This is a genomic window from Psychrosphaera aestuarii (assembly GCF_017948405.1).
Taxonomy (GTDB): domain Bacteria; phylum Pseudomonadota; class Gammaproteobacteria; order Enterobacterales; family Alteromonadaceae; genus Psychrosphaera; species Psychrosphaera aestuarii.
The window spans coordinates 2,953,228-2,970,424 of the sequence record NZ_CP072844.1; the positions used below are offsets into that span (position 1 = coordinate 2,953,228).

General features: G+C 38.0%; 25 protein-coding genes. 19 read left to right on the forward strand and 6 right to left on the reverse strand.

The window, feature by feature from the left end; genetic code table 11:
* Positions 1 to 53 precede the first annotated feature (53 nt).
* The 3 genes from ftsX to ftsY form a co-directional block, all read right to left on the reverse strand.
* A complete protein-coding gene (gene ftsX, locus J9318_RS13405) occupies positions 54 to 1,040 on the reverse strand; it encodes a permease-like cell division protein FtsX (RefSeq protein WP_210560382.1) in 987 nt (328 codons plus the stop codon).
* Positions 1,041 to 1,048: 8 nt separating this feature from the next.
* Complete coding sequence (gene ftsE, locus J9318_RS13410) at positions 1,049 to 1,738, reverse strand: cell division ATP-binding protein FtsE (protein WP_210560383.1); 690 nt, start codon at positions 1,736 to 1,738, stop codon at positions 1,049 to 1,051.
* A 93-nt stretch (positions 1,739 to 1,831) separates the two neighbouring features.
* Entirely contained in the window at positions 1,832 to 3,139 is a 1,308-nt protein-coding gene (gene ftsY, locus J9318_RS13415) for a signal recognition particle-docking protein FtsY (protein WP_210560384.1), read from the reverse strand.
* 106 nt (positions 3,140 to 3,245) lie between these two features.
* Between ftsY and rsmD the strand changes: the two genes are divergently transcribed.
* Positions 3,246 to 3,875, forward strand: coding sequence for a 16S rRNA (guanine(966)-N(2))-methyltransferase RsmD (rsmD, locus tag J9318_RS13420; protein ID WP_244731733.1), 630 nt, complete (start codon positions 3,246 to 3,248; stop codon positions 3,873 to 3,875).
* 78 nt (positions 3,876 to 3,953) lie between these two features.
* On the opposite strand, the gene J9318_RS13425 is transcribed toward rsmD, so the two are convergent.
* Positions 3,954 to 4,928 carry an integron integrase gene (locus J9318_RS13425; RefSeq protein ID WP_210560385.1) on the reverse strand — a complete coding sequence of 325 codons (975 nt, stop codon included), beginning with the start codon at positions 4,926 to 4,928 and terminating at the stop codon, positions 3,954 to 3,956.
* A 351-nt stretch (positions 4,929 to 5,279) separates the two neighbouring features.
* On the opposite strand from J9318_RS13425, the gene J9318_RS13430 reads away from it, so the two are divergent.
* The 10 genes from J9318_RS13430 to J9318_RS13475 all read left to right on the forward strand — a co-directional run bounded on the left by J9318_RS13430 (position 5,280) and on the right by J9318_RS13475 (position 10,777).
* Entirely contained in the window at positions 5,280 to 5,546 is a 267-nt protein-coding gene (locus J9318_RS13430; RefSeq protein ID WP_193330568.1) for a hypothetical protein, read from the forward strand.
* A 140-nt stretch (positions 5,547 to 5,686) separates the two neighbouring features.
* Entirely contained in the window at positions 5,687 to 6,151 is a 465-nt protein-coding gene (locus J9318_RS13435) for a nuclear transport factor 2 family protein (RefSeq protein ID WP_210560386.1), read from the forward strand.
* 126 nt (positions 6,152 to 6,277) lie between these two features.
* Complete coding sequence (locus tag J9318_RS13440) at positions 6,278 to 6,574, forward strand: hypothetical protein (RefSeq protein ID WP_210560387.1); 297 nt, start codon at positions 6,278 to 6,280, stop codon at positions 6,572 to 6,574.
* A gap of 530 nt (positions 6,575 to 7,104) precedes the next feature.
* Entirely contained in the window at positions 7,105 to 7,500 is a 396-nt protein-coding gene (locus J9318_RS13445; RefSeq protein WP_210560388.1) for a hypothetical protein, read from the forward strand.
* A gap of 120 nt (positions 7,501 to 7,620) precedes the next feature.
* Complete coding sequence (locus tag J9318_RS13450; RefSeq protein WP_210560389.1) at positions 7,621 to 7,935, forward strand: hypothetical protein; 315 nt, start codon at positions 7,621 to 7,623, stop codon at positions 7,933 to 7,935.
* Between the two features lie 133 nt (positions 7,936 to 8,068).
* A complete protein-coding gene (locus J9318_RS13455; RefSeq protein WP_210560390.1) occupies positions 8,069 to 8,314 on the forward strand; it encodes a hypothetical protein in 246 nt (81 codons plus the stop codon).
* Between the two features lie 95 nt (positions 8,315 to 8,409).
* Positions 8,410 to 8,886 carry a hypothetical protein gene (locus tag J9318_RS13460; RefSeq protein WP_210560391.1) on the forward strand — a complete coding sequence of 159 codons (477 nt, stop codon included), beginning with the start codon at positions 8,410 to 8,412 and terminating at the stop codon, positions 8,884 to 8,886.
* 79 nt (positions 8,887 to 8,965) lie between these two features.
* Positions 8,966 to 9,385: a hypothetical protein gene (locus J9318_RS13465; RefSeq protein WP_210560392.1), complete on the forward strand. Its 420-nt coding sequence runs from the start codon at positions 8,966 to 8,968 to the stop codon at positions 9,383 to 9,385.
* A 137-nt stretch (positions 9,386 to 9,522) separates the two neighbouring features.
* Positions 9,523 to 9,954 carry a hypothetical protein gene (locus J9318_RS13470; RefSeq protein WP_210560393.1) on the forward strand — a complete coding sequence of 144 codons (432 nt, stop codon included), beginning with the start codon at positions 9,523 to 9,525 and terminating at the stop codon, positions 9,952 to 9,954.
* A 175-nt stretch (positions 9,955 to 10,129) separates the two neighbouring features.
* The gene (locus J9318_RS13475; RefSeq protein WP_210560394.1) at positions 10,130 to 10,777 is read left to right on the forward strand and encodes a hypothetical protein; all 648 of its coding nucleotides are present in this window, start codon (positions 10,130 to 10,132) and stop codon (positions 10,775 to 10,777) included.
* A 1,032-nt stretch (positions 10,778 to 11,809) separates the two neighbouring features.
* On the opposite strand, the gene J9318_RS13480 is transcribed toward J9318_RS13475, so the two are convergent.
* Entirely contained in the window at positions 11,810 to 12,097 is a 288-nt protein-coding gene (locus tag J9318_RS13480; protein ID WP_210560395.1) for a type II toxin-antitoxin system RelE family toxin, read from the reverse strand.
* On the reverse strand, positions 12,087 to 12,335 hold the full coding sequence (locus tag J9318_RS13485) for a type II toxin-antitoxin system Phd/YefM family antitoxin (RefSeq protein ID WP_210560396.1): 249 nt from the start codon (positions 12,333 to 12,335) through the stop codon (positions 12,087 to 12,089). Before J9318_RS13485 ends, J9318_RS13480 begins: the two co-directional genes overlap by 11 nt.
* 192 nt (positions 12,336 to 12,527) lie before the next feature.
* Between J9318_RS13485 and J9318_RS13490 the strand changes: the two genes are divergently transcribed.
* From J9318_RS13490 to J9318_RS13525, 8 genes are all read left to right on the forward strand, one after another.
* Positions 12,528 to 12,842: a hypothetical protein gene (locus tag J9318_RS13490; protein ID WP_210560397.1), complete on the forward strand. Its 315-nt coding sequence runs from the start codon at positions 12,528 to 12,530 to the stop codon at positions 12,840 to 12,842.
* Between the two features lie 143 nt (positions 12,843 to 12,985).
* Positions 12,986 to 13,297 (forward strand): hypothetical protein, encoded by a 312-nt coding sequence (locus J9318_RS13495; protein WP_210560398.1) that lies wholly within the window; start codon positions 12,986 to 12,988, stop codon positions 13,295 to 13,297.
* Between the two features lie 11 nt (positions 13,298 to 13,308).
* Positions 13,309 to 13,536 (forward strand): hypothetical protein, encoded by a 228-nt coding sequence (locus J9318_RS13500; RefSeq protein ID WP_210560399.1) that lies wholly within the window; start codon positions 13,309 to 13,311, stop codon positions 13,534 to 13,536.
* Positions 13,537 to 13,593: 57 nt separating this feature from the next.
* The gene (locus J9318_RS13505; RefSeq protein WP_210560400.1) at positions 13,594 to 14,103 is read left to right on the forward strand and encodes a hypothetical protein; all 510 of its coding nucleotides are present in this window, start codon (positions 13,594 to 13,596) and stop codon (positions 14,101 to 14,103) included.
* Positions 14,104 to 14,591: 488 nt separating this feature from the next.
* Entirely contained in the window at positions 14,592 to 15,077 is a 486-nt protein-coding gene (locus J9318_RS13510; RefSeq protein ID WP_210560401.1) for a cell envelope integrity TolA family protein, read from the forward strand.
* A gap of 156 nt (positions 15,078 to 15,233) precedes the next feature.
* The gene (locus tag J9318_RS13515) at positions 15,234 to 15,500 is read left to right on the forward strand and encodes a lipoprotein (RefSeq protein WP_210560402.1); all 267 of its coding nucleotides are present in this window, start codon (positions 15,234 to 15,236) and stop codon (positions 15,498 to 15,500) included.
* Positions 15,501 to 15,705: 205 nt separating this feature from the next.
* A complete protein-coding gene (locus J9318_RS13520; protein WP_210560403.1) occupies positions 15,706 to 16,086 on the forward strand; it encodes a DUF3224 domain-containing protein in 381 nt (126 codons plus the stop codon).
* A 167-nt stretch (positions 16,087 to 16,253) separates the two neighbouring features.
* Complete coding sequence (locus tag J9318_RS13525) at positions 16,254 to 17,147, forward strand: alpha/beta fold hydrolase (protein WP_210560404.1); 894 nt, start codon at positions 16,254 to 16,256, stop codon at positions 17,145 to 17,147.
* Positions 17,148 to 17,197: the final 50 nt, after the last annotated feature.

A 17,197-nucleotide genomic window follows, 5' to 3' on the forward strand; every position in this document is an offset into this window, starting at 1 on the left:
CCACCTTTGCTATATTTGACTATTTTGCTGTACGTTGGTTAGCGAGATATGGATTAATCAAGGCTGGGTTCAATTTCTTTTATATGACGATGAACTGACCAGTAGGCACCTGAGAAGCCTAACCCTGAAGCCAAAAGTAGTAACATTAGGAATTCAGAAAATGTTAAACCCTGAATTTCAAAATCAGACATGTACAAACCAGAGATATCCACCAAAGCAGACTGCATCCACCACACAACAAAGGTAAGGACTATAAAAGCAACTAATCCCCCCATTAAGCCATACCATATCCCAGTATAAACAAACGGCCTTTGGATAAAGGACTCTGTTGCGCCAACCAGTTTCATTACTTCTATTTCTTCCCGACGAGAGATAATAGACAACCGTATGGTGTTTCCAATAATAAGTACAACGGATACTAAAAGAAGAATAGCGACTGTAATAACCGATTCTTCAAGCATAGATACAATGGCGTTTAGTCTCGCTAACCAATCTATGTCTAACTTACCAAAATCAACCTCACGCTCTTTTTGTAGTTTATACAATAAACTTTTCGCTGGCTGTGCTTGTCGATACTGGGGTTGTGGCGTTACTATTAATGACGCTGGTAACGGGTTGCTTTTCAAGTAATCAAGGGCTTGGCCGAAGCCTGACAGCTTTTTAAATTCCACCAGCGCGTCGTCTTTGCTTATATAGCGCAAAGACTCAACTTCATCGTAAGCACCAATTCGTCGAATAGCGCTTGAGATTTGTTGCTCTGATAAGTCTTCATGTAAAAACAGACTTATTTCTGAGGCACTATCCCACTGAACATTAATTGATTGAACGTTTTTAACAATTATATGCAAGGTTGCTGGCAAAGTAAGTGACAGACCCATCACTAAGATCGTCATTACTGAGGCAATTGGGGTTCGCCAAATTTCACCTAAACTTGTTACTATTTGACGAATATTGTTAACCCAGAAAAAAATAAATCGCTGAATTGGAACTATTTTTTGTTTAGATGCACCTGATTGTTCAGAATTAAATAGAATACTCATGTGCGTCCTTAAAACCCTAAACCATTGGTGGTGGAAGTTAATCCATCGTTAATCATTTGTCCTTTGTTTAACGTAAGCGTGCGGTTTTTCATTCGAGCAATTAAGCCTAAATCATGAGTCGCAATTAAAACCGATACTCCTACATCATTAAACTGTTGAAATACGTTAATGATTTCTTTGGACAGTTCTGGGTCTAAGTTTCCCGTTGGTTCGTCCGCAAGTAACAATGGTGGCTTATTCACAACCGCTCTCGCAATACCTACTCGCTGCTGTTCGCCACCCGATAACGTTTTTGGATAGCATTTAGCTTTATCTAGTAGGCCTACTTTATCTAGTGCTGCATGGACACGCTTCGCAATTTCGCCTTGTGTATATCCTTCAATAACCAGGGGCAACGCCACATTGTCAAACACAGTATGCTCTTGTAAGAGTCTATGATTTTGGAAAATCATGCCAATGTCACGGCGAGCATATGGAACTTTGTTCGGGGTAATTAAGTTTAGGTTTTTGTCGTTTATAAAAACGTTACCGATTGACGGACGCTCAATCATACTAATTAATTTTAGTAAGGTGCTCTTTCCTGCACCAGAGTGTCCTGTCAAAAAAGCCATTTCTCCTTTTGCAACTTCAAATGAGACTTTTTCAAGCGCTCTAAAGCCACCTGGATAGGTTTTACTGACTTGTTCAAATCGGATCATTTACGCTTCCCTAAACTTTAGAGCGAACATAGCCACTCTATGATTCTTATTATTATTTACAGATTAACTCAACCAAATCTGGTTAAAAAGTATTTAGTCGAATAACGCGTCAATAAATGTTTTATGCTCAAATGTTCTTAAGTCATCAACACCCTCACCAACGCCAATATAACGAATAGGAATATTATGCTGGGCTGCAACTGAGAAAATAACACCGCCCTTCGCTGAGCCATCAAGCTTAGTTAAGGTGATGCCTGTTAAGCCCACCGCTTCATTAAACAGCTTTGTTTGACTCATGGCGTTCTGACCTGTTGTCGCGTCAATTGTAAGCATAACTTCATGTGGTACTTTGTCGTTTATCTTTTTCAACACACGAACAATTTTTTCTAATTCTTGCATCAAGTTATCTTTATTTTGCAAGCGACCTGCTGTGTCAGCAATTAACACATCAACCTTTCGCGCAGAGGCTGCTTGGTATGCGTCAAAAATAACTGACGCACTATCAGCTCCTGTATGCTGCGCAACAACTGGTACATTGTTTCTTTCGCCCCAGACTTGCAATTGCTCAACCGCTGCGGCTCTAAACGTATCGCCTGCCGCTAACATTACAGATTTACCCTGCTGCTGAAATTGTTTCGCTAATTTACCGATTGTTGTGGTTTTACCAACTCCATTCACACCTACCATCAAAATTACGAATGGCCCGTCATCATTGTGGATCACTAAAGGCTTATCAGCTGTCGCCAAAATATCGGTCATTTCTTTTTTTAATAAGCCATACAAGGCATCAGCATCTTTTAGTTGTTTTCTGTCAGCATGTTCCGTCAGGCTATCAATTAACTTCATCGTTGTATCCATGCCAACATCGGCCATCAACAACTGAGTCTCTAATTCTTCATATAGGTCATCATCTATTTGCTTTCCGGCAAACAATGACAAAAAACCTCCGCCAATTTGCTCACGAGTTTTGGCCAACCCACGTTTTAAACGCTCAAATAAACCAGGCTTTTCTTGTGGCTGTGGCTGCGCATCAACAATAGGTGTGAGTTCTGCCTGTTCTTCAATCTCTACCGGCGCTTTACTTTCGGCGGTGAGCTCCTGAGTAGATGTCGGCTCTAATTCGGAAAACGAGACTGCATCTGTTTGCTCAGTATCTTCTGTCTGCTTAGCATCTTCTGTCAGCTCAGTATCTTCTGCCTGCTCAGTTTGCTCGGTTTGCGCTTTTTGCTCCGTATGTTCATCGATAGATTTAGGTGCAGGAGAAATGGGCGCCTCTATAGACGATTCAAGTTGGCTTTCAACGCCCTCGTTCTCAGTGTTTGCTACTGATTGCTCCGGTGTTGCCGGCGCCTCTTTTTTATCTTTACTAAACCAAGAAAAGAAACCTGACTTCTTTGCCATTAAAAAAACCTTTAAATGTGAACGCATGAGCGGGATAATATGGCCTGTATGTTATCGTAAATCTTCGCAGATTTTAACTGTTCAATTGATGAATAAAGGTGCAACTTTGAAACCCTCCTCAAATTTCCCGACTCGAACCAAAAAGAAATCGAGTAAAACACATAATAAAGGTGAAATTCGTCTCATTGGCGGTCAATGGCGAGGCAGACGCCTTCGGGTTCACGATAAGGAAGGTTTACGTCCGACTACCGATCGTTTAAAAGAAACATTATTTAACTGGCTAATGACTGAAATTCGTAACTCTACTGTTTTAGATTGTTTTGCGGGTGCTGGCTCCTTAGGCTTTGAAGCTGCTTCAAGAGGCGCTAAACAAGTGACTGCGATAGAAAAAAATAAACAGGCTGCCTTACAGTTAAAAGAAAATTGCCAATCGCTAAATGCAGGCACACAAATCACTGTTCATCAAGGCGACTTTTTTCAAAAAGCCAAATCAATAAGTGGCCAATTCAATATTGTTTTTGTTGACCCTCCATTTCACGCTAACTTGGTTCAACCGGCTATTGAGCTATTAATGGCTACCAACAAATTAGCCGAAAACTCATTGCTGTATATCGAGCAGGAACAAGGTGCAGACTTTGATCTCAGCAATAGTAACAAGGCCGATAATTTTGAGTTAATAAAACAAAAGGATGCGGGCCAAGTTAACGCCCAACTCTATCGATTTATAAGCAATTAGAAAAACTATACTTCTGTCCCTGGTCTCAATAGACGAAGTTACCGAATAGCGTTAATCGATAATTGCTCACTACTATTTTTAACTCGAGCTCAAGTTTGCTAAGTCTACAGGGCTCTTCGTGAAACCGAACCTATTTCCCAAAATGTGGGTATAAATTTCTGTTGTTTTTAAATCAGAATGCCCTAACAACTCCTGCACTGTTCTGATGTCGGTTCCCATCTGCAGAAGCTGGGTCGCAAATGAATGCCTAAACGTATGTGCCGTTACTCGTTTTGTCACACCACTAGCGGATACTGCTTTCCTTAATTGTTTCCTAAACGCCGACTCATGGATATGATGACGACAAATATAACCATCAAATGGATGTACGCAACGCGAGGATGACAGGAAAAGATATTGCCAACAAAAGTCCTTCGCAGCGTCACCAATTTTACGCTTCAGCCCTAAACTCATTGATGTAAAGCCCTCTCCTTCACTCAAGTCGCGTTCATGAATTCGGCGAGCCAATCTAATTTGATCTTGTAACGGCGCAATTAACGACATTGGCATTATCGTATACCTGTCTTTAGCCCCTTTCCCTCTATGAACAAGAATGGTTTTATTTTCGAAATTTAGGTCTTTTATCCTCAACTTAAGTACTTCATTGATTCTAAACCCTGAGCCATAAAGCAATGCAGTTATAAGCTTGTATTTGCCTTTCATCTGCATGAGAATTTCTTGCGCCTCATGAGACTCTAGAACCGTTGGCAACCGCTTAGGCTTGGTTGTATTAGAATAAGACAGCCCCTCGATTTCACGTTTTATAACATTCCTATACATAAATATAATTGCACACAAGGCTAGATTTTGTGTTGCTGCACTGACTTTTCTATCAACCGCTAGATAATTTAGAAAGCGCTCAATATCTAAGTTGCCTAAATCCTCTGGATGGCGCATGTCACAAAAGCGAATAAAATTTACAATCCAATAAATATAACTCTTTTCTGTTTTTAAACTGCATCTGCGCGTCCGCATTTCAATCCGAACCGTTTCTATAAAGGGAATTTGTTTCATAATGACTCCACTGTGTTTATACCCAGTTATAACTGTCATTTTTCTAGTCTGCGAATTAATCTGTACCCTATATCTAAATTTTGTATCGGTTTGCGAATTCGACGCCCTGATATTTATTTAAGAAAACAATAAAATAGCTAAAACAGATAAAATTAAACAAGAATAAAACTGAACCCTCTTTTTATTTTCTCGTTTTTACCCGAAAAGTTTTTCTTTCAAACTTTTTAATAATTATCTACAGTACTGATATTAAATAAATAAATTCGTGTAATAGACAATATCTTATTAAGTCGACAAGTCAGCTTAAAAAGAATTCCACCTAATACACTGTTATGTGTATTGGAGATTTAAGTGACACACGGAGGAGCTGGAGCAATATTTCCATTATTAGCGTTGCTCGTTTTAGCTTTACCAATAATTTTATTTTGGGTCTTTCGTGGGTCTGGTAATTTCCAAAAAAGACGACTTATTGGCTTTAGTCAATTAGCAGTTTTGGCTCTATCAATCGTTTTATTCTTTACAGGTATCGAGCAATTGCAAAGCATTGGTTTTGGTACAGCGTTTATTATTTTATTAAGTATGCTATTTACACCAGTCATATTTAAAAACCGAGTGTAAAATACACATAACAAACGCCTGAATTTGCTCGTAAACTCGCTCGGACAATTAACAATGGGTTATTGTCGCTTGCGCTCAATAATTTTAACCCATTGTTAAATTGCCGCTTAGGCGGGCGTTAGGTATACAAGGATAGTACGGTGAAAAACTTAACTTTCGTTTTAATCTGCTTATTGCTTTCTCTCTCAAGCAACGTCAAAGCAGCTTTTACTTCTGCGCAATTAATTGAAAAAGCCAAAGCGTTTGTCTCAGCTAAAAATGCACGCCAACAGCCCAATTCAACAATAAAAGAAATTGATAATTATATTTCTTTACTCTCTGATGACTTTGTTGACGAGCACGTTAAATTTAAGTTTACTTATACAAGTAAAACGAAACTTCGTGAAGATATTGTAAGTAAACTCAAAGATAAAGTAGTTTACAGTAATATCGAAATTATTGAGATCATGGTTGGTGCAAATGTTGTGTTTGTAAAAATGAATGAATCAGGCAAAGTAAAACCAGCTCATTTAGACAAAACAATTGAGTACAATAAAATCAATATTGTCTCTTTAGAATTTGATAACGCAGGATTAGTTAAGCATATTCGTCGACATCACGGCTAATGTATACCTAACAAGTGGTTCAAGAAGGTCTCGTAATAGCTTGCTCGAGCCTTCGGCAAACATTTTAGCAAGCTAAACTCGCCTCTTAACCAGGCGTTATATGTCTATTCGAAAATGGAGTTTGATATGAAACTAAACAAGTTAGTTTGGAAACGTTTTATCTTAATTGCTTTGTTTTTTCACCTCCCAATTGCAGCCATTTTAGTGGGAATAACTGGGGCGATGTTACCAGCTTTGTTTTGGATAAATATTCCTGTGTTGTGGACTGGAATTGCAAGTGCAATGGGAGAAAGTCATTTTCTAATTCGAGAGTTTGGAGCTTTACCACAGTCGGTATTGGCCTATGTTGTAATCTCGGGGTTTTGGCTAATAGTATCTTTTGCGATTTCAATTGTAAGTGTACGATTGTCTGAAAAGCTTTAGACATATAACAAGCGCCTGAATTCGCTCGTAAACTCGCTCGGACAATTAACAATGGGTTATTGTCGCTGCGCTCAATAGTTTTAACCCATTGTTAAATCGCCGTTTAGGCGGGCGTTAAGCGCCCTACTGTTCTTCTGAGCAATGTGTGTAATTGAAGTTGTTCGTTCAAACTGGACGTGGGGACAGTTATATCGAGTGTATTTTTAGTGTACGCTTGAGCGATACGCAACACATGCGAAGCTAGCTTCAACTTGTTGCTTTGATGCACAAGCATCAATGTAAAATTTTTATCCATATGACAGATTTTGTGTCCGTATGTTTGTGTTTGTACTGCAACGTCTTTTTTACAATCGTTGCATCAGTGACCATGTTAGTGACAGTGTACGAAACGAACATCACCACCGAGTAACAGGTGAGTAAAAGCGCTTAACAAGCCTCTGAACCCAGACTCGCCAAAGCTGTCATGCTATTTGCTGGGCAAATCGCTCGCCAGCAATTAGCTCACTGGTTAACGGGGCGTTAGGGTTACCATGAGGCATACTTTATTTTTAGTGTTAATGTTATCTTTTTATTGTCATTCAGAAAGCCTTAATCCACTAATAGGACATTGGAAAACTGATCATGAGCGTACATTAGCGAGTACTAAAAAAAATACAAAAGCGTATCAATGTTTCCAACAAAAATTATGTGGCACTACAGACTTAATCTTTTCAGAAAACGAGCTGATTTCTATTTCATATTCCCAAGATGGCGAAGAAATTATGAGGTATTCAGAGCCATATAAAATAACTTCATTTAAGGGTAATGAAATCACAATCTATTATCCTAAAAAAGACAAAAATTTTTCCTATCAAATAAAATCTAATGTGTTTTATTATTCATCGGAAGAACATGGTTTTACAGAGTATTTTTTGCTAAAAAAGTAACCCTAACAAGTGGTTCAAGAAGGTCTCGTAATAGCTTGCTCGAGCCTTCGGCAACATTTTAGCAAGCTAAACTCGCCTCTTAACCAGGCGTTATATGTCTATTCGAAAATGGAGTTTGATATGAAACTAAACAAGTTAGTTTGGAAACGTTTTATCTTAATTGCTTTGCTTTTTCACCTCCCAATTGCAGCCGTTTTATTGGGAATAACTGGGGCGATGTTACCAGCTTTGTTTTGGATAAATATTCCTGTGTTGTGGACTGGAATTGCAAGTGCACTGGGAGAAAGTCATTTTCTAATTCAAGAGTTTGGAGCTTTACCGCAGTCGGTATTGGCCTATGTCGTAATCTCGGGGTTTTGGCTAATAGTATCTTTTGCGATGTCAATTGTAAGTGTACGATTGTCTGAAAGCTTTAGACATATAACAAGCGCCTGAATTCGCTCGTAAACTCGCTCGGACAATTAACAATGGGTTATTGTCGCTGCGCTCAATAGTTTTAACCCATTGTTAAATCGCCGTTTAGGCGGGCGTTAGTTGTACTGGAATAATCTCATCACATGGAGTGCTTATGAAAAATTTATCTGAAATTTGGTTTTGGTTTACTTTATTATTTTGTCCTATCGGCATTCTTGTCGGTATTTTTCAACTGGCCAGCCTTTCAGGATTTTGGCTATATTCTGATACCGCTATATCAATGCACGAGTTACTTAAATCTGGCCAGTTAGTCATGATACTTGTAGGCTTTACTTGCGCTTGTGTTTTTGCTGACACCCTTAAAAAAGCTAAAATTCGCTTTCGAAGAAAGTACAACTAACAAGTGGTTAAAGAAGGTCTCGTAATAGCTTGCTCGAGCCTTCGGCAAACATTTTAGCAAGCTAAACTCGCCTCTTAACCAGGCGTTAGGGGCCTATGAAGATTGTCGTCGCATTTATGTCCGCAATACTTTTACCAGCATTATTAATTACTGCTTGGTACTTGTATGGCCAATTTGTTACTTTCGAACATGATGACCCCTATATCTGGGTTCGTACGCGAGGCTTTCTAGCTATCTGTATTGCAGTTTCAGCTGGCTTTGTTGTGTTTCTAGGTCTTCCTGCTTACTTTCTGTTACGTAAGTTTAATTCGGTAAATTGGTGGGCAACTTTAATTTCAGGCTTTGTTTTAGGAGCTATACCAATGGCAATTTTTACATGGCCGTTAAGATATCCTGAAATGAAAACATCAGCGTCGGTAAATGGTGTAAAAACTATGATTGATGGTGTGCCCACTTTAGATGGTTGGTTACAGTTTTTACAAGGTGTATCATTTTTAGGTGTTTGTGGCATGGCAGGAGCTTTGGCTTTCTGGCTAGTAGCCCCTAACAAGCCACTCAAGCAGGACAAATAACAGTTGGTTTTTGCTCCTTCGTCGCTTATTTTAACCAACTATTATTTACCTCTTAGCGGAGCGTTAGGTGTACAAGTACATGCAGCCCAGATTGATTCTCGAGTTTTTACATAGTGACCCTTCTAAAATATGGGTAAATGCATGCAATAATTCCTTCGCAGGAGAAACTGAGCAATATATAAATGATCAGATGTTGGAAGTACTTTCTGAACAATTAACAAATTTTCCTAAATCCGTCTCAGATGAAGTAACCTTAAAAGCTGGTGACGCTTGCTCAACTCATGGCTATTGCGAGCTTAAATTCCATTGCTTCGATTCGACTGGCCATACGGCTGTCTTAATCTCGGTAGCCGATGACAATGAAAATGTTGCAAAATTTACAGTTCAGTTTGAGGCGTCATCATTGGATGGTTTTGTATCTTCTATCAAACTTGCTTTAAAGTCAGGATCGGGTGTATCAGAATTAATTGGTATAAAGCCGTATACACAAAATGTGTAAGTACACCTAACAAGCGCATTAAGTCAGACGGTTCAATTTGTCCGATTTTTTGCAAATATAAACGACGCAAAAAAGCGTCCAATTAATTGACCCGCTTCTTATGCGGGCGTTAGGCATACCAACAAGGAAGTCATAAATTGAAATATTTAATCTTAATATCAACTTTATTTTTAGGTGCATGTAGCTCAACCCCTAATGTCAATATAGCTGACACTATGAACTTAATAGCTTTAACCGAAGAAAATGCTCCTGATGGAGTAAAAGGTATTTTTAAGTTTCAGGTCAAAGCATCAGGAATTCGAAGAGGAGAAGTCTTTTTGAATACGGAGCTAGACTACCGAGACAGAAGAGCTGTAACTATTGCTATATCACCAAAAATTGTCTCGCAATTAACCGATAAATACGGCTCATCACCTGGTACTTATTTCATTGATAAGACAGTAGAGGTTACAGGTGAGGCTAAACGAGTAAAAATATATTTCATTTACAAAGGGTTAAAGACTAGTAAATATTACTTTCAAACACATATTAATGTATCTTCAATCGAGCAAATCAAGGTTTTGGGCTAAGTATGCCTAACAAGAGCCTTAAGGCTCGCAAGCTCGCTCGGACAATTAACAATGGGTTATTGTCGCTGCGCTCAATAAGTTAAACCCATTATTAATTCGCCGCTTAGGCAGGCGTTAGGCTTATTGTCTCGCGGCGGCATTTTACAAAAAAAATTACTTAAGGAATAATTAGTACATGGAAAAGTTCAAAGTACCTCTTATTATTTTGCTATCAATTATATCGATAGCATTGTTCTATCAACATCAAAAAATTGTAGATGAAAATTCACTTTTAAAAATAAAATTATCTGAACGACTAGTTGTTTTAAAAGATACTTCTAAATCAATTATTGCCATTGATGACAATTGTTCCGAAAAATATCAAAATAACCCTATAAACAGCAGTAAAGTTACTAATGAAATAATCGAAAATGCCTCTATTAACAACAGTGAAGTTACTACTGAAATAATCGAAAGTGACTCTGTTGTAGTTAATGAAGAAGGAAGTACTGAATTTGAAACAACCCAAGAAAATCGAAATATCAAAACGGTTCCTTTTGAAGATCAAGAAATAGATTATGAATGGGCAACAACAATTGAAACAGCGGTTAGTGATGTTTTTATAACGAGTGAAATATTAGAGAATTTCACATTAGAAAATGTGGAGTGTCGTTCGTCTACATGTGAAGTTAGAATGCCTAAGGGGCAGGAAGATACATTTCACCAATCAGTACTAGTTCTTTTGGCTCTTGAAGAGGTAGGCATTAAGCATCACTCTTTAAAGATGAGTTCAGATACTGAAGAAGGTACTGTTGTGTTTTACTTTAGTAAACATGAATCGTAGTAAAATAAGCCTAACAAGTGGTTTAAGAAGGTCTCGTAATAGCTTGCTCGAGCCTTCGGCAAACATTTTAGCAAGCTAAACTCGCCTCTTAACCAGGCGTTATATTTCAGGGATGAATCATGTTTATATTAAAAATTTTGTTATTAATGGCCGCACTCCAGCTCCACACTCAAACAGATGAGCCTGTTAAGCCGACATTGCTGTACCTTATTCCTATTGTGATCCTTTCTTTATTTTCAGGCGCTAATATATTCCATTTATTATTCGTCAGTATTATTCTTGGCTGTGTTCTGCTCTGTTATTTTCTATTCCTTTCTAGGTGGAAAGATGGGTTACCGTATTATGGAATAATGATCGGTGGACTGGTTATAATACTCATAGGTTTTTAATAAAAGTTACGTATCACTTTGAAACTATTCAACAAATACAAACAGTAACTTACATTGTGCAAAAAGAAATATAACAAGTGGTTCAAGAGGGCCTCGTAAAAGCTTGCTCGAGCCTTCGGCAAATAGTCTAGCAAGCTTAAACTCGCCTCTTAACCAGGCGTTATATTGCAGGTTAAATTTTGAACACTCTGTTTATTGCTCTTTTCATATCGTATGTCATTGTCTATGTGGTAATTTTTTATTGGAAAAATCATCCAGACATAAAGAAAATAGCAAGTCGAGAAAAACAATCTAAATTGAAATTAGGTGTTGTGGTTATACTTGTAACTGTCTTTTTTGCTTTAGTTTTTGTCCGACCGCACAGTTTATGGCTATTCATATTCTTAGTTATTCCAATACTCTTTGTACTTTTTTTAACGAAATTGATTAAAAATCCATACCCTAAAAATTTTAAGTTGTTGTTAGGTGGAGGTGCTGCTATGAATGGACTATGTTGGTTAGCAATTGGTTACGAAATGTCTCAAATAGTAAACTATGCAATATAACAAGCGCCTAAACCACGATAACTTTCTGTTGTCATGGTTTTCGCAAACAACGCAAAAAGCCATGCCAACCGTTACGTGTTAGGCGGGCGTTATGTTTGTCAGCTAATTCGGTGCTGTGCAATTTTATAAACTTCTCCTTTGTCTCTTTTGCCAACCGTTATCACTTTGACGGTTACTTTCTCGTCTTGCACTTCATAAACCAGTCTGTAACCCGCTTGCCTCAACTTAATTTTATAAAGGTTATTTGCGCCGGTTAACTTTGCACTAGTTATATGAGGCCCATCGAGTACAGCCTTTAACTTCTTTTTAAATTGTTCTCTTACTGTCGAGCCTAACTTTTTCCATTCTTTAAAGGCAGATTTATTAAACTCTAACTCATAGGTCATTGAGACCTACCTTAATAGACTCTTCACCTCGTCTCTGCTCGACGATTCTTAGTAATTCTAAATCCTCTAAATGATCAATCATTTGTTCATAAGTTGCTGCTGGAATGCAATAGAACGCAGGCTCATTCCTATTTAAAACGGCAATTGCTTCACCGTCTGCACTTAACGCAACTTTCATAGGATTGGCTTTTAATTCACTTATGCTCGCGGCCGTTTCAGTTAAAATTCTATTTGCCATACTCTCACCAGTACTGTTTAAAGGTCTTTTAATAGGTCTGATTATAGTTCGACAAACATAACAAGGCAATCAAGAAAGACAAAAAACTGTTGCCTCTTGCTCCTACGTCGCTAAAGTATAAGCAACAAATTTTTTTGCTTCTTATTGAAGCGTTATATTTTAATCGATAATCATCATCACAAGGAGAATATGATGAAAAAACTATTTGCCACCGCAGTTGTTGTCGGTACACTTCTTACAACAGGTTGTGCTAGCACAAGTCCATGGGATGGTGTTCCCTATGCAGAGCGGCAGGCTTGGTCAGGTATTGGTGTATCCCCTTATGATGCCAAGCAACTTCGCAGCAACGGGTTCACCCCTAATGATATTGGTCAATGGGTTCAGTACGGAATTAATTCCCCTCAAGTTATAGTCAGTTGGCATAGAGCTGGCTTTACTCCAAAACAAACGTCTAAATGGCTTAAAAAAGGTATATCCTTAAAAGAAGCTATTGATTTAACTAGCTAAAATATAACAAGTTGCTCAAAAGGACTTTTAAAGTTTGGCTCGCGCTTCGCGCAGTGTAGCCAAAACTTTAAAAGCCCATTAGCAAAGCGTTAGTTTTTTTGTTCTGGTTTTGTTAGTTAACCATAAATTAAAGGAGAATCTTTATGGGTTGGTTTAGTAAAAGTAAAGGCACGGATCCATTGTCCGTTTTCAATAAATACAGAAATAGGGCTAGAATCACTTCCTCTCACTATATAGACCCCGATGGGTTTGAATACCCCAAATCATGTGTAGGTTGCCACGATTGTATTTTTAGAACCAAAGGAGGTTTGTTAGTGAATGGTTGTAAAATTTACGACAAGCCAGATTCAGAAATGGCTGAAATTGTAAAGAATGTAATCTCTAGTAACTATTGCGAATACTTTTTAGATCGCTCATTTGATGATGCCGATGAGGCCAGAAAAGAGCTTGGATAAGGAAAAACACGATGGCAATTTTTAAATTTGAAGCAAAAAAGATGAAGACTGGTGCGCATGTTAAAGTTGAGGTGTTTCTAGGGGGTAAGTCTAGAGGCTTTACATCCGAGCGAGCCGGCTCTCCACTGATGGTAGAAACTACACAATCAGGATCTTTTAGTTGGTACGCCAAAAGAATGGGGAGTAAGGTCGACTCTGGAGAGTCATCAGGTGGAAACATATTGATCGCAGTTGACTAAATATACGTTTACGCCTAGATTATTTAATCTAGGCGTAAAGCTCAGACGAGGTGGTTTATGAGAAAGGAAAAATTATCCAAGGTAATTGATCAATACGCTGATTATATTAAGGATGGTTCTAATAACTGGGAAAAGAAAAATGATCATTTAATGGAAATGCTTCTTGACTCATGTGAAGAAGAATCAGAACCTTCCGAAACAATAGAAGAACCATTAATTGATTGCTATTGGAACGACCTGCCAGCTTATAAGCTGATACTGCATCTAATTTATTTGTTTCACCTTGTTATCATGATTGTAACGTCTTTGGAGTTCTCATTTTCCTATTCATTTCGTGACTTCTACGAGTATACACCATGGGGAATGTGGGGAATGGGTAACTATTTTTCCGCTATTGTTATGGTAATCCTCTATGGGTTTGGTGCAGTATGTCTTACTTTTTTTGGGTCGGCGTTTATGAGCCTGTTTCTTAAAAACCATCTTTTGTCGCCCTATGGAAATTACAAAGCGTTTATTCCTTTTTACATTTTATTGATTCCATTTTTTGTAATACCTCTTATGGGGTGAGCACCAAAAACTAACAAGAAATTCAACAAGGACTAAAACAGCGGGCTATTCGCTTCGCTCCATTTTAGCCCACTATTTTTAGCCTGTTAATTAGGCGTTAACTTCACATAAAATTCTGCAACATAATTAATCTGTCGCAATATATTTGTGTCCTTAAATTAAAGTCCCCTTTCCTCTTTATTCTGAATTTATGAGTCTGCTTTAAGAGGCTATTTGCCATTATCACAAGACGCCAAGCCTAGCCGCTTGGCTATTGAAAGTTTCACTTTCCAATAACGTTCAGCAAGGCTTGAATTAGTTTCTACTGGTGATGTTTGATATTACTAACGATTTTGGAGCTTTTTTCTTTTAGTACTTACTATCGCCGCGCTCATGGCTTGGCTTATCAACTATTTGAGTAGTAGGCCTTCGGTTTTCTGAATAATTAGCGAGTTGATTTAGAAAGGAATTTAGGTAAAGTAGTTTTCTATTATTTTCAGCGTTGTCTAGTGATAGTTAACAAGCGCCTAAACTCCGTCAATGTTTCGTTGTCACGGTTTTGGCAAACAACGCAAAAAGCCGCGCCAACACATTGCGTGTTAGGCGGGCGTTATATTTACAGGGAAGTCATGCGTTACATCACTTTAGTATTTGCCATCTTGTGTTTAATTAGTTGTGCATCAAAACCACCAGTACCAGACAGTTGCTCTGATATGGATTCATGTGTCTCTTTAGTTAAATCAAAGTTAGTATCAAATATGATGGTGGATAAAAAGTATGAAGGTTATGAAGTTAAGATAGAGTTTTTCTTAAATGACAATGCTGAAGTTGTAGAATATAAAGTAACAAGTGAATCAGGTTTGTTAGAGCTTGATAATGCAGGAATTGATGCTATTAAAAAATCATCTCCATTCACTGCAATTAAAGTTTTACCTTTAGAAGTTTTTAATGAATTTAAGCATGTCAAACTTACAATAATTCCAACATTTGATTAATTGTAAATATAACAAGCTAATAAACAAGGACAAAAAACAGTTGGCTGTTTTCGTTCCTCAACATTTTAGCCAACAATTTTTTGCCCATTATTAGGGCGTTATATTTACAATTGAATCGGTGAATCAATCACCAACAATTAAACTTAAGGATGGGTTATGAAAAAAGTATTATTGGTAATATCAAGCGTTATAGCTTTAGCGGCTTGCAATGAATCTAGTTTATTTTCTAAAGATTTAACTTCAGAGGAAGTACGCTGTGGCAGTAAACCTGCTGAAGTTGCATTTCAAATATTGGCTACGATAGATCCAGAACTAACGGATGAACACTTTGATATAAGTAAAACAATCGAAGTTTATAAAGCCGAGGGATGTAGTGCTGAGTTTGTAAAAGACGCTTTGCATGCAATGACTAGCGAAAGGTAAATATAACAAGGCAATCAAGCAGGAAAATTTACAGCTGGCTGTTTTCACTGCGTTCAACATTTTAGCCAGCTATAAATTTCCTCTTATTGAGGCGTTATGTGCTTCAAGGAGCCTCAAAATGTATTTAACTGCTAGAAATATCGTCGCTGTCTTATTTTTAGTTCTCATTCACTATCCAACAGCATCGCATTCAAAGGAAAAAACAATGACTGCAAAAGGTAATTTCGAAATTGATTTAAAACCAGCTCAAGATGAGCAAAATCCAGCGGGCAGAATGCTTATCAACAAAGTCTATTCTGGCGACCTCCAAGGAAAGGGAAGCGGCCAAATGCTTAGTAAACGCACAGAAAGTGGCGCGTCAGCTTACTCAGCCATAGAAGAATTCCAGGGTAATATAGGTGGTAAAACAGGTGGATTCACACTTGTACACAATGGGTATATGACACCAAGCGAACAAAAATTAGAAATTATTGTGTTATCAGGATCAGGAACAGGGGAGCTTGCAGGTATTACAGGCACTATGGATATTATTCAAACAAATGGTGGTCATCACTACGTTCTTAGCTACGAGTTACCACGCACATAACAAAGCGCTTAACACGTTCACTTCGTTCACTGGGACAGTAACGCAGCGGCGCTTCGCGATTATGCCGCTACGTCACTGCCCGTTAGCTTAGCGTTAGTTGCAAGGCGTCTAATCCAGTTTCGGAGTATAAAATTATTAAGATTACATTAGTTCTAATTTTCACCTTCTTGCTAAATACGGCTAATGCGAGTGAATGGGTAGATACAACACAGCATAAAATACATTACGTAGAAATGGACGACAATATAAAATTAGAGGTTGTTGATTGGGGTGGCAAAGGTACACCTCTTGTATTTCTTGCTGGCCTTGCTCTTAATGCTCATACGTTTGATCCATTAGTTTCTTCGTTTGTTGATTCATATAGGGTTATCGGTATGACTCGTGTTGGTCATGGAAACTCAGAATCCCGAAATGAAAATTATTCAACAGCTAGGTTAACTAAAGATATCATTACCATTTTAGATAAAATGAATATTGAGAATGCTATTTTTGCAGGTCACTCTTTTGCTGGAGGTGAGTTAAATCATCTAGGAAGGCATTTTCCTGAAAGAGTAAAAGGCCTAATTTATATCGATGCTATCCAAGATTTAAATTATATGGACAGCCACTTAGCAGTGTGCCCAGACTTAGGTTACGCAACAATAGATATATTAAAGTATCAAGATAATTTCTATAATACACAGAGAGTTAAAAATCCTGATGGTAGCTATTTACCATATGCTGACCTCTCAGTTTTGGGGAGGTTCCTTACTGAAGAAGAAGAACGTCATTACTCTGGAATCGAAGCGCCTGCGATTGCAATTAGTCATATACCAGAACAAACAAAAGACTTTTTCATTGGCTTAGGTAATCCTACCCAGAAGTGCTTTGAAGAGATGAACAAGCTAACTTACCTTGGTATCGCTAGTTTTATAAAAGATAAACAAAATGCAGATGTGGCAGCCATTCAGAATAGCCAACACATGATGCATATGGCGACACCTGAAAAACTTGTTATGGTGATGAAAAATTGGCTTGCGAGAACATTTGCAACTAACAAGGAAATTAACAAGGACACGTAACAGTTGGCTACGTTTCGCTTCGCTACACAATTTTAGCCAACCATTACTTA